This is a genomic window from Micromonospora yangpuensis (assembly GCF_900091615.1).
Classification (GTDB): domain Bacteria; phylum Actinomycetota; class Actinomycetes; order Mycobacteriales; family Micromonosporaceae; genus Micromonospora; species Micromonospora yangpuensis.
On sequence record NZ_FMIA01000002.1, the window covers coordinates 1898463 to 1910418 of the forward strand.

The 11956-nt window shown below is 71.1% G+C and carries 10 protein-coding genes; 8 read left to right on the plus strand and 2 right to left on the minus strand.

What is annotated here, in order from left to right; translation table 11 throughout:
* Positions 1-62 precede the first annotated feature (62 nt).
* The 6 genes from tsf (at position 63) to GA0070617_RS08830 (ending at position 6784) form a co-directional block, all read left to right on the plus strand.
* The gene (tsf, locus tag GA0070617_RS08805; protein WP_091435512.1) at positions 63-890 is read left to right on the plus strand and encodes a translation elongation factor Ts; all 828 of its coding nucleotides are present in this window, start codon (positions 63-65) and stop codon (positions 888-890) included.
* A 162-nt stretch (positions 891-1052) separates the two neighbouring features.
* Positions 1053-1820 carry a UMP kinase gene (gene pyrH / locus GA0070617_RS08810; RefSeq protein WP_091435513.1) on the plus strand — a complete coding sequence of 256 codons (768 nt, stop codon included), beginning with the start codon at positions 1053-1055 and terminating at the stop codon, positions 1818-1820.
* A 65-nt stretch (positions 1821-1885) separates the two neighbouring features.
* Positions 1886-2443 carry a ribosome recycling factor gene (gene frr, locus GA0070617_RS08815; RefSeq protein WP_091435514.1) on the plus strand — a complete coding sequence of 186 codons (558 nt, stop codon included), beginning with the start codon at positions 1886-1888 and terminating at the stop codon, positions 2441-2443.
* A gap of 375 nt (positions 2444-2818) precedes the next feature.
* Positions 2819-4027: a phosphatidate cytidylyltransferase gene (locus tag GA0070617_RS08820; protein WP_091435515.1), complete on the plus strand. Its 1209-nt coding sequence runs from the start codon at positions 2819-2821 to the stop codon at positions 4025-4027.
* Positions 4028-4131: 104 nt separating this feature from the next.
* On the plus strand, positions 4132-5280 hold the full coding sequence (rlmN, locus tag GA0070617_RS08825) for a dual-specificity RNA methyltransferase RlmN (RefSeq protein WP_091435516.1): 1149 nt from the start codon (positions 4132-4134) through the stop codon (positions 5278-5280).
* Positions 5281-5311: 31 nt separating this feature from the next.
* Positions 5312-6784, plus strand: a complete 1473-nt coding sequence (locus GA0070617_RS08830) for a DivIVA domain-containing protein (protein ID WP_091435517.1) — start codon at positions 5312-5314, stop codon at positions 6782-6784.
* A 111-nt stretch (positions 6785-6895) separates the two neighbouring features.
* Here the strand turns inward: GA0070617_RS08830 and GA0070617_RS08835 are convergent, their stop codons facing one another.
* Positions 6896-7117 (minus strand): DUF2631 domain-containing protein, encoded by a 222-nt coding sequence (locus GA0070617_RS08835; protein WP_091435518.1) that lies wholly within the window; start codon positions 7115-7117, stop codon positions 6896-6898.
* 213 nt (positions 7118-7330) lie between these two features.
* Here GA0070617_RS08835 and GA0070617_RS08840 point away from each other — a divergent pair, with 213 nt between their 5' ends.
* Both GA0070617_RS08840 and GA0070617_RS08845 read left to right on the plus strand, forming a co-directional pair.
* Positions 7331-8914 carry a Rieske 2Fe-2S domain-containing protein gene (locus GA0070617_RS08840; protein ID WP_091435519.1) on the plus strand — a complete coding sequence of 528 codons (1584 nt, stop codon included), beginning with the start codon at positions 7331-7333 and terminating at the stop codon, positions 8912-8914.
* A gap of 54 nt (positions 8915-8968) precedes the next feature.
* Entirely contained in the window at positions 8969-9943 is a 975-nt protein-coding gene (locus GA0070617_RS08845) for a pyridoxamine 5'-phosphate oxidase family protein (RefSeq protein WP_091446123.1), read from the plus strand.
* A 79-nt stretch (positions 9944-10022) separates the two neighbouring features.
* Here the strand turns inward: GA0070617_RS08845 and GA0070617_RS08850 are convergent, their stop codons facing one another.
* Positions 10023-11618: a phytoene desaturase family protein gene (locus GA0070617_RS08850; RefSeq protein WP_373868284.1), complete on the minus strand. Its 1596-nt coding sequence runs from the start codon at positions 11616-11618 to the stop codon at positions 10023-10025.
* Between the last annotated feature and the right edge of the window lie 338 nt (positions 11619-11956).

Genomic DNA, 11956 nt, shown 5'->3' on the forward strand with positions numbered 1-11956 from the left:
TCCGGTTCCGGGTAAGCACCCCAGACCAACCCACCGCAGTCCCAGATACCGAAGAGAGAGTCATGTCCAACTTCACCGCCGCAGACGTCAAGCGGCTCCGCGACCTGACCGGCGCCGGCATGATGGACTCCAAGAAGGCGCTTACCGACGCCGAGGGCGACTTCGACAAGGCCATCGAGATCCTGCGCGTCAAGGGTGCCAAGGACGTGGGCAAGCGGGCCGGTCGGACCGCCGCCAACGGCCTGATCGCCCACTCCGGCAAGGCCCTGCTGGAGCTCAACTGCGAGACCGACTTCGTCGCCAAGACCGACGCCTTCATCGCCCTGGCCCAGCAGCTGGTCGAGCACGGTGAGCGTAGCGGCGCCCAGAACGCCGAGGAGCTGCTCGCCTCGACGCTGGACGGCAAGACCGTCGCCGACGTGGTGCAGGAGCAGTCGGCCAAGATCGGTGAGAAGCTGGTGCTGAACCGCTTCGCCAAGGTCGACGGCACCTTCGCCGTCTACCTGCACCGCAAGAGCCAGGACCTGCCCCCGGCCGTCGGGGTGCTGGTGGAGTACACCGGCAAGGCCGACGAGGCCGGGGACTCCGACGCCCGGGCCGTGGCCATGCAGATCGCCGCGATGCGGCCGAAGTACCTCACCCGGGACGAGGTGCCCGCCGACCTGGTCGACGCCGAGCGCCGCATCGCCGAGCAGACCGCCCGCGAGGAGAACAAGCCCGAGGCGGCGCTGCCCAAGATTGTCGAGGGTCGGGTGAACGCCTTCTTCAAGGACTACGTCCTGATCGAGCAGGCGTCGGTGGCCGACAACAAGAAGACCGTCAAGCAGGTGCTGGCCGAGGCCGGCATCGAGGTGACCCGCTTCGTCCGGTTCGAGGTCGGCCAGGCCTGAGCCGTACCACGGACACCCGGGGTGTCCGTGGGTGGGAACGTCGACGAGGAGGCCGCCGGTGTACGTGACAGGCACCGCGGCCTCCTCGTCACATAGGGTCGTCAGCGGCAGGTTCGCAGTACGCAAGCGCACCGGGGACGTGCGTGAGGAAGGGCGGGGCGGATGACGCAGGTTGTGAGAGACCGGAGCCTTGCGGCGGAGGATCCGACCGCGCCACCACCGGGCCGGGCCCGTCGGGTGGTGCTGAAACTCTCCGGCGAGGTCTTCGGTGGCGGGGCGATCGGGGTCGATCCGGACGTCGTACAGGCGATCGCCCGGCAGATCGCGACGGTGTCCCGACGCGGCGTGCAGGTCTCGGTGGTGGTCGGCGGAGGCAACTTCTTCCGCGGCGCCGAGCTGCAGAAGCGCGGCATGGACCGGGCCCGGGCCGACTACATGGGCATGCTCGGCACCGTGATGAACTGCCTGGCGTTGCAGGACTTCCTGGAGAAGGAGGGCATCGAGACCCGCGTGCAGAGCGCGATCACGATGGCCCAGGTCGCGGAGCCCTACATCCCGCTGCGCGCCATCCGGCACCTGGAGAAGGGACGGGTGGTCATCTTCGGCGCGGGTGCCGGCATGCCGTACTTCTCCACCGACACCGTCGCCGCCCAGCGGGCGCTGGAGATCCACGCCGACGTGGTGCTGATGAGCAAGAACGGGGTGGACGGCGTCTACAGCGCCGACCCCCGCATCGATCCCACCGCCAGCAAGTTCGACTCGATCACCTTCTCCGAGGTGTTGCGGCGCAACCTGCGGGTTGCCGACGCCGCGGCGTTCAGCCTCTGTATGGAGAACGGCCTGCCCATGCTGGTCTTCGGCGCACAGGGCGACGAAACGATCATCCGAGCCGTGGGTGGCGAGAAGATCGGCACCCTGATCACCGCCTGAGTGACGGCAGCGGTCCTCCGGTACGACAAGCCACGACGAGCACAAGTAAGGAGGCGAGGAGACCGGTGATCGACGACACCCTCCTCGAGGCCGAGGAGAAGATGGAGCGTGCGGTCGAGCACGCCAAGGAGGAGTTCGGCGCCATCCGTACCGGTCGCGCCAACGCCGCCATGTTCTCCAAGGTCATCATCGACTACTACGGCAGTCCGACCCCGCTGCCCCAGATGGCGTCCATCGGGATTCCCGAGCCGCGCATGGTCATCATCAAGCCGTACGACAACTCGCAGATCAATGCCATGGAGAAGGCGATCCGCGACTCCGACCTCGGTGCCAACCCCAACAACGAGGGCAACCAACTGCGCCTGCTGCTCCCGCAGATGACCGAGGAGCGCCGCCGCGAGATGATCAAGGTCGCCCGGCACAAGGGCGAGGAGGCCAAGGTGGCCATCCGCAACATCCGCCGCAAGGGCAAGGAAGAGCTGGACCGCCTGGTCAAGGACGGTGAGGTCGGCGAGGACGAGGGCCGCCGCGCCGAGAAGGACCTGGACGACCTGACCCAGCGGTACGTGGCCACCGTCGACGAGTTGGTCAAGCACAAGGAAACCGAGCTGCTCGAGGTCTGAGCGCCGTACGCCGACCCGGTCGGCTCTGAACGTCCTCGCCGACCCGGTCGGCGGTCGTGGCACCGGAACGCCCGCGCCAACAGCCGGGCGTACCCCGGTGCCACGGTCGTTCGGCACCTGGTCTGGGCCCCGCGCCGAGCGCTGGACGCGGTGATCTGGGCCCCGCGTCGAGCGGCGGGTGCGGTAGCCTCGTCCACCCGGTCCGGCAGGCGGGTGCAGTAGGCTCGGCACGGTTCCCGGCAGACACGGGCGAACCAACGGGGGTCCTCCGTCCGTCGGGACGGACAACATCAACGGAACAGTCGCGCGCCGGTAGGGGATGATTGTGCTCTTGCGTCCTGTGGTGGTACCTGTACCGCGTCCCTTCGGTACGTGATGTCCCACCTCGACCCCTACAGCAGTGCCGAGCCGCGTGGTCGGGAACGACCCGAGGGCCGGTCCACGCTGCCCTGGCCGGACCGGGACATCGAGCCGGCTCCGCTGAACTCCCGGCCGCCGGCGGTCGACCGGTACACCGGGCCACCGGACCGGCTTCGTCTGTCGGCCGGTGCGGAGCCGCCACCGGAGCGGCTCCCCCTGCCGGCTGGTGCGGATCCGCCACCTCGGCCCGACGACCGACCGACCGCCCAGTTCGCCCCGATCCGGGTCGAGCCCGGTCCCGAGGTGGAGTCCGGCCCGCCGGAGCTGCCGAACCGGCCACCGGGACGGCGTGAGCCGGGCCGTCGCCGGGCCAGCGCCGAGCGTCCCGCCACCCAGCAGCTCCCACCGAGCCGGGCCGGACGTAACCTGCCGGCGGCGATCGGTGTCGGGCTGGGGCTCGGCGCGGCCGTCCTCGTCCCGCTCTTCCTCTGGATCCCCGGCTTCATCGCCGTGTTGGCCACCGCGGTGGGCATCGGCATCTGGGAGATGACCCGGGCGGTGGGCCGCACCGACGCCCGCCCGCCACTGGTGCCCCTGCTCGCCGGCGGGGTGCTGACGGTGGGGATGGCCTGGTGGGCCGGGCCGGACGCGCTCGTGCTCGGGCTGCTGGTGACCATGCTGGGCACGACGATCTGGCGGCTCGGCGACGGCCTCGCCAATCTGCGTCGGGATCTCGTGCCGGCCCTGCTGATCGCGGTCTACGTGCCCTTCCTGGCGGGTTTCGCGGCGTTGCTGGCCGGGGCCGAGGGCGACGGGAACTGGCGGGTGCTGGTGACCGTGGTCGCGGTGGTCCTCTCCGACACCGGTGGGTACGCGGCCGGGGTCTCGTTCGGTAGGCGTCCGATGGCCCCGTCGATCAGCCCGAAGAAGTCCTGGGAGGGCTTCGCTGGTTCGGTGGCTGCCGCCGCTGCCGGCAGCGCCCTGCTGATCTGGCTGCTCTTCGACGTGGCACCGTGGTGGGGAGCTCTCTTCGGGGTGGCCGTCTCCGGTGCCGCGGTCCTCGGTGACCTGGCCGAATCCATGATCAAGAGGGATCTCGGGATCAAGGACATGAGCAACCTGCTGCCCGGCCACGGTGGCCTGATGGACCGGCTGGACTCGATTCTCTTCGCGGTGCCGACCGCGTACGTCATCCTGGCGGTCCTCGTGCCGGTGGTGGGCTGAGGGATGAATCACGTTGCCCTGCCGCCGCCGACCGGGCGACCGGGGTGGGTTCGGCACCTCCGGACAGGTGCGTCCGGTCCACGACGTGGGAGACTGGACCTGCTATGACGAGTCTGCCCTTGATCCCCGTCGCCTCCGACGCGCCCGCCCGCCGGGCGGCCATGCCGCCCCGTCACCTCGCCGACCTCGATCTGACCGGCCGGCAGGCCGTCGTCACCGAGTTGGGTGAGCCGGCGTTCCGGGCCCGGCAGGTCTCCACCCACTATTTCGGCCGACTGGTCCGGGACCCGGAGCAGATGACCGACCTGCCGGCGGCCACCCGGGAGCGCCTCGCCGAGCGGCTGCTGCCGCCGCTGCTGCACCCGGTGCGGGAGTTGGCCTGCGACGACGGCGCCACCCGCAAGGCGCTCTGGCGGCTGCACGACGGTTCGCTGGTGGAGAGCGTGCTGATGGGCTACCCCGACCGGGTGACGGTGTGCATCTCCAGCCAGGCCGGTTGCGGGATGGCCTGCCCGTTCTGTGCCACCGGCCAGGCCGGCCTGACCCGCAACCTCTCCACCGCCGAGATCGTCGACCAGGCGGTGTATCTCGCCGGGGTGGCCGCCTCCGGAGCCGTCGCCGGCTCCCCGCCACGCCTGTCGCACGTGGTCTTCATGGGCATGGGTGAGCCGTTGGCCAACTACTCCCGGGTGCTGACGGCGATCCGTCGGCTGGTCGCGCCGGCACCGGAGGGGCTCGGGTTGTCGCAGCGGCACATCACCGTCTCCACGGTGGGGCTGGTCCCGGCCATGCGTCGGCTCGCCGACGAAGACCTCTCGGTCACCCTTGCGTTGTCCCTGCACGCCCCCGATGATGAGCTGCGCGACGAACTCGTGCCGGTCAACCAGCGGTGGAAGGTGGCCGAGGTGCTGGACGCCGCGTGGGCCTACGCGGGCCGCACCGGCCGCCGGGTCTCCATCGAGTACGCGATGATCAAAAACGTGAACGACCAGCCGTGGCGGGCCGACCTGCTCGGGCGGCTGCTGGCCGGCAGGTTGGCCCACGTCAACCTCATTCCGCTGAACCCGACGCCGGGCAGCCGGTGGGATGCGAGCCCGAAGCCGGTCGAGCGGGAGTTCGTCCGCCGGCTGCGCGCGGCCGGGGTGTCGACCACCGTGCGTGACACCAGGGGACGTGAGATCGACGGAGCATGTGGGCAGCTCGCCGCCACCGAGGACAGGGACGCCGGGCCGTCGGGGGAGGCAACGGCGTGACCGGTCGTAGCGAACAGGACCAGGAGACATAGTGGCGAGTCAGGGTCAGCGGTTCCGGCGCAAGGCGCTGCGCCGCGGGTACAAGGTCGACGAGGTCGACGCCTTCCTGGACCGGGTCGAAGCGACCCTCGACGGCCGGTCCGTCGGTGCCCCGGTGGCTTCCCAGGAGGTCCACGACGTCGTCTTCCGGGTTCGCTTCAACGGCTACGACGAGTGGCAGGTCGACCTCCATCTGGATCGGGTCGAGCGACAGTTGGCCGAGCTGGAGGAGCGCGGTGGCGCCGCCACCGGCCGCGGTGAGGCGCGGACTCCCGACCGACTCGGCCCGCCGCCGGAGCGGACGGCTCCGGACCGGATGAACCCCGACCGCATGGGACCGCCGGACCGGGGCGGCGAGGACCGGATGGGTTCCCCGGACCGGATGGCCCTCGACCGGATCGGACCCCCCGACCGGATGGCCCTCGACCGGATGGGCCCGCCCGACCGCATGGGTCCGCCGGATCGGATGGGCCCCCCTGACCGGATGGGACCTCCTGATCGGATGGGTCCGCCTGACCGGATGGGACCCCCTGACCGGATGGGTCCGCCGGATCGGATGGGTCCGCCGGATCGGATGGGACCCCCTGATCGGATGGGACCCCCTGATCGGATGGGACCTCCTGATCGGATGGGTCCGCCGGATCGGATGGGCCCGCCGGATCGGATGGGACCCCCGGATCGGATGGGTCCGCCGATGCGGGATGACCGGGGCATGCCGCCCGGGCCGCAGCCGATGCCGCCCCGCGCCATGCCGGGGCAGGGCGGGCCGCCGCCGGACCGTTACGGTCGGTACGAGGAGAACACCGGCGGGTTCGCCGCCGGCTACGACGCGCCGCAACGCGGCGGGTACGACGCACCGCGTACGCCGACCGGTCCGGGGCCCGGGATGGGCGGCCCGGGCGCTCCGATGGGGCCGGGTGGTCACGGCGGCCCCGCGCCGCGCGGTCTGCCGGCCGGGCCCAGCGGGTACGGCCCGGAGGAGCCCCGCTTCGACGGCTTCGAGGCCGGTCGACACGGGCGGGCCGACATGACCGCCGAGATCAGGATGCCCGAACACGAGCTGCGTGAGCTGCGCGGGGGCCGGGGTCCGGCTGGTCCGCCACCGGTGCCGTCGCAGGCGCCAGGTGGCCCACCCATGGCCCCGCCACCGCCGATGGGCGGTCCGCCGCCCGCCGGTCCGCCGATGATCGGTCCGCCGATGGCCGGTCCCCCCGGCAGCGACCTGCACCAGGTCGACCAGATCCGCCGCAGTTTCCAGGTACGCCGGTTCGGTAGCGGCTACGACCCGGACCAGGTGGACCACTTCTTCGAGAGTCTGCTCGGCGCGATGGCGGGGCGGGGCCCCATGCCGGTCAACCCGAAGGACCTGGACACTCTCCGCTTCGGTCTGGTGCCCGGCGGGTACTTCGAGGCGGAGGTCGACTCGGCCCTCAAGGACGTCCAGGACATCCTCTTCGGCCGCTGAGCCGGCGACCGGGAGCCACGACACGCACGAGAAGGTAGGGGCCGCACCGATCGGTGCGGCCCCTACCTTCGACAGGTCGCCAGGATCACCGCCCGAGCGGCGGGCGTCGGGTCAGGAACGCAGACCGTTGCGGCGCAGCACCACGTCGCCGATCACAATGCCCAGCAGCAGTACGGCGATGCCGACCAGCCAGAGATCCTCGACCCTGCCCTCGTGGTTGCCGCAGATCATCGCCAGCATCGCCAGCGCGGTGACCACCGCGCCGATCCGGCCGGCCTTCCGGTGTCCAGGCTTGTGCTGATCGGGCGACGTTACCGGCTCACTGCCTGCCACTGTCGGTCCTTCCCTCGCTCTGCGGATCTCCGATCAGTCTGGCACGTCCGGCCGTCGCGGCTGCGCAGGGTCCACCACGGGGCCGGTGCCACCCGCCGGCAGGGGCCGTTCGGCACGGGGCGAAGGGCACTACCGGCGTCGCGGGTTGTCGACCACACTGCCTCCGGTAGCGTTCTGACGTACGCCTTGATTGCCTTGTTGAGGGAGACTGCGGTGCGAGTGACCGGTACGGGCCATGCCAGCATGCGGATCGACACGGCCGCGGGCAGCATCCTGTGCGACCCGTGGGTCAATCCGGCCTACTTCGCCTCCTGGTTCCCCTTCCCCGACAACTCCCTGCTGGACTGGGAGACCCTCGGACAGGTCGACTACCTGTACGTCTCCCACCTGCACCGGGACCACTTCGACGCGAAGCACCTGCGGGACTTCGTCAGCAAGGACGCCACCGTCCTGCTCCCCGAGTTCCCCACCTCCGAGATGGAGGACGAGTTTCGCGCGCTGGGCTTCACCAAATTTCTCAAGGCCCCGAACGAGCAGGTCGTCGAGCTCGACGGCGGCCTGAAGATCATGATCCAGGCGTTGACCAGCCCCACCGACGGTCCGATCGGTGACTCCTCGCTCTGGGTGGAGTACGACGGGGTCCGGCTGCTCAACCAGAACGACGCCCGCCCGACCGACCTGGGCCTCTTCACCGAGTTGGGGCACGTGCACGCCCACCTGCTCCAGTTCTCCGGGGCCATCTGGTACCCGATGGTCTACGAACTGCCGCAGTCGGCCAAGACCGCGTTCGGCAAGCAGAAGCGGGACCGTCAGTTCGACCGGACCTGGCGCTACATCGACGACCTGAAGGCCTCGCACGTCTTCCCGATCGCCGGCCCGCCGTGCTTCCTCGACGACGCGTTGTGGCAGTTCAACGACATCCACGGCGACGAGGGGAACATCTTCCCCGACCAGTCGGTCTTCCTGGCCGAGTACGCCAAGGTCGGCGGGACCAACGGCATCGTGCTGCTGCCCGGCAGCGTCGCCGAGGTCACCACCTCCGGCGCGACGACCACCCATCCGCAGCCGGTCGAGGAGTTCTTCGCCAACAAGGTCGCCCACCTGGAAGAGATGCGCGAGCGCAAGCGGCCGGTCATCGAGGCGGAGAAGGCGTCCTGGCGGCACCCGGAGATCGACGTCCTGAAGGAGATGAAGCGGCGGATCGAGCCGCTGCTCGACGAGTCGATCTACCTGGCCAAGGGGGTGGGTGGCCCGGTCCGCTTCGACCTCGTCAGCCCGGACGGCTCGGGTGGGGAGAGCGTCGAGTCGATCGTGGTGGACTTCCCGGGCAAGGAGGTCCGTCCGTACGCCGACGAGAAGGTGCGGTACCGGTTCCGTACCGAGCGGGCACTGATCGAGCACCTGTTGCACATCGGCGAGGTGGACTGGGTCAACTCGCTCTTCCTCTCCTGCCGGTTCTCGGCGGCCCGGATCGGCCAGTACAACGAGTTCGTGTACGCCTTCTTCAAGTGCCTCTCCACCGAGCGCCTCCAGTACGCCGAGGGCTGGTACGACGAGCACGAGCGGGCGGTCGACGCCGAGGACATCACCCTCGGTGATTGGGTCGTGCAGCGTCGCTGCCCGCACCTGAAGGCCGACCTGAGCCGGTTCGGCATCGTCGAGGGCGACCAGCTCACCTGTCAGCTGCACGGCTGGAAGTTCGACCTGCCCAGCGGTCGCTGCCTGACCAGCGTGGGGCACAAGGTCCGGGCGCACCGGGTAGGCGAGGAGGAGGCGACCCCGCAGTCGGCTCCGTAGCTGCTCCGTAGCGGCCCCGGCCATCGAGTTGATCCACTGGCTACGATGCTGGCCATGCAGCAGCCCTCCGTAAGCATCGCGCCCGGATCCGCGCTCGGCACGGCGATCTCCGCCTACCGCACCTGTGAGCTGGCAACGCTTGCCAAGGACGGTACGCCGGTCGCCTGGCCGACCTCCGGGCTGCTCCGGCAGGACGGCACGATCATGATCACCACCTCCCTGGGGTACCCGCAGAAGGCGTTCAACGTACGCCGCGATCCCCGGGTGGCGGTGCTCTTTTCCGACCCCACGGCCAGCGGGCTGACCCAGCCCGAGCAGATCCTGGTACGCGGCACGGCGGACTGCCCCGACGAGGTGCACACCGAGCCGACCGGAGACCTGGGCGCCTTCTGGGCGCAGATGTTCCAGCGCCAGCCGGTCAGCCGTACCTACCTCAACTGGCCGGCGACCATGTTCACCGACTTCTACTTCATGCGGCTGTTGATCACCGTCACCCCGACCGAGGTGACCACCCGTCCGCTGCCGACCACCACCGCCACGGCGGCCGGGGGTGCGGCGTCGACGTCGACCGAGGGCGGCTCACCGGTCGAGGGCCTGGTCGGTGCGCAGGTGCTGGCGGCGTACCCGAGTGTGGTGTTGGCGGCCCTGGACGGAAGCGGGGCGCCGCTGTTGGTGCGCACCACCGTGACTGTCGGCGCGGACGGCTACCGGGTGGTGGTGCCGGACGGGGTGGAACCCGTCGAGGGCCCGGCCAGCCTGCTGGTCCACCAGCACGACGCGCAGTTGTGGAACCTGCACAACGCCAACGTGCGCGGTGAGCTGGTCCGCGGTACGGACGGCTGGATGCTGCGCCCGCGGCGACTGATCGAGCCGGCCGCCCGGCACCGGCCCCGCCGGACGGACTCGCTGCGCACGGTGCGTACCACCCGGGCCGCCACCCGCCGCTACCTGGAACGGCGCGGCTGGAAGCGCCCCACCATCCCGTGGGCGGTCTACCGCGCCCTGCGCCCCGACGGCAGCAGTCGGTAGCCGAGCCCTTCCTGTCACCGATGGTGAGAAGGGTTCCCCGCTAGACCGGAAGCGTTAACAGGGGGCCCTTCCTTACCCCTCAGTGGTCGAGGTCGGCGAGGATGCGTCGGGCGGCGTTGTGGCCGGCGGCACCGATCACGCTGCCGGCCGGGTGACAGCCGGCGCTGCCCGCGTACACCCCGTCGACCCCGGTCGCGTACGGCATCCGGTCGGCGAACGAGACGGTGTTGTCGACGTGGTGGATGTGCCCGCCGGTGATGCCGAAGTGCGCCTCGATGCCGGGTGGGGGCAGCGGCACCGCGTCGGCGATCAGGTCGCCGGTGCCGGGCGCGTACCGTTCGCAGATCTGCACCAGCCGCTCGACGTAGCCGGGCAGCGCCGCGTCCCACGTGGTGTCGGCAAGATCGTACGGCACCGACTGGACGAAGAGCGCCGACGAGTGGTGCCCGGCCGGGTCGGCCAGCGACGGGTCGACGGTGGTGTGCAGGTACCACTCGATGGTGGGCTCGGCGGGCAGCCGGCCGGCCCGTACGTCGTCCCACATGGCGCGCAGCGCGGCCATCGGCGGCGCACCCCCACCACCGGTCAGCGACGCCGACCCGGGCAGCAGGTGGATGGTGGAGCCGAACGGGCTCGGCGCGTCCTGCGGCAGGCAGGAGAACCGGGGCAGGCCGCGCAGGGCCAGGTTGAGCTTGAGCGTGGTGCCGGTACGCCGCACCGCCGCCATCCGCGCGCTGAGCGGTTCCGGTAGCGCACCGTCGGGCAACAACCCCATCAACCGGTACGGGTCGCAGGCGCCGAGCACCACCTCGGCGCGGACCGCCCGCCCGTCGGCGAGCACCACCCCGCTGGCCGCCCCACCGTCGAGGGTGATCGCCGTGACGGGTGCGCCGGTGACGATCCGGGCTCCGGCGGCGCGGGCGGCGTCGGCGAAGGTGCCCGACACGGTGCCCATCCCACCTTCGGCGATCATCCAGGTGCCGCCGGAGCCGGGCAGCCGGCACATGTTGTGCACCAGGAAGTTGTGCCCCGTCCCGGGGTCGTCCGGCCCGGCGTTCAGCCCGGACAGCCCGTCGGTGACCGCGTACATGCTGACCAGCAGCTCGGAGCGGAACTCGAAGCGGGCCAGGTAGTCGGCGACCGAGCCGCCGACCAGGTCGGTGAAGACCTGCCGCAGCGCCGGCCGGACGTAGCGCTGCGCGGTCTCGGCGACCGGCAGCGGGTCGGCGAGCCAGGCCGGCGCGAGGTCGTCGCGCAGCGCGGCCAGCTCGGCCTGCATGGCCTCGTCGGCGGCCACGTCGGCGGGGGAGAAGAACTCCGCGAGCTGCGCCCGGGTCGCCGCCTGGTCACTGCCCATCAACAGGTACGGCGAGCCAGGGCCGCCCGGGGTGGGCAGGAAGTAGTGCGGGTCGCGGCGCAGCACCGGGATCCGCACGTCGAGCGTGGCCAGCAACTCCGGCGGCATCAACCCCAGCAGGTACGACCCGGTGGAGTGACGTAACCCGGGGACCTTCGGAAACGGCCGTTCGGTGCGGGTGGCGCCCCCGATCACCCCGGCGGCCTCCAGCACCAGCACGTCGAGCCCGGCGCGGGCCAGCAGGATCGCGGAGACCAGCCCGTTGTGCCCGGCCCCGACGATCACCACATCGGCCCGCGCCGGCAGCTGACCCTCCACACCCACGATCCTAGTGCCCACCGCCCGCCCCACCGCGCCCGTCGCCGGTGCGGCCTTGCGCGTGGTGCGGCCTTGCGCGTGGTGCGGCCTTGCGCGTGGTGCGGGCCTTGCGTGCGGTACGGCCTCCGTGCGTGATGCGGCCCTTGCGTGTGGTGTGGCCTCCATGCGTGGTGCGGCCTACGTGCGTGATGCGGCCTTGCGTGTGGTGTGGCCTTGCGTGTGGTGGGCCTCCGTGCGTGGGCGGGGTGCCGCGCAGAGCGGCTCTCCGCGCGGGCGGCTCTCCGCGCGGGCGGCTCTCCGCGCGGGCAGGCCTCCGTGAGCGGGCGGCCCTCCGCGCG

Bases quoted from the DNA above. Each gene is read 5' to 3' on its own strand.
- rlmN (WP_091435516.1), top strand. From the start codon at position 4,132: ATGACGAGTCTGCCCTTGATCCCCGTCGCCTCCGACGCGCCCGCCCGC.
- GA0070617_RS08820 (WP_091435515.1), top strand. From the start codon at position 2,819: ATGTCCCACCTCGACCCCTACAGCAGTGCCGAGCCGCGTGGTCGGGAA.
- tsf (WP_091435512.1), top strand. From the start codon at position 63: ATGTCCAACTTCACCGCCGCAGACGTCAAGCGGCTCCGCGACCTGACC.
- pyrH (WP_091435513.1), top strand. From the start codon at position 1,053: ATGACGCAGGTTGTGAGAGACCGGAGCCTTGCGGCGGAGGATCCGACC.
- GA0070617_RS08845 (WP_091446123.1), top strand. From the start codon at position 8,969: ATGCAGCAGCCCTCCGTAAGCATCGCGCCCGGATCCGCGCTCGGCACG.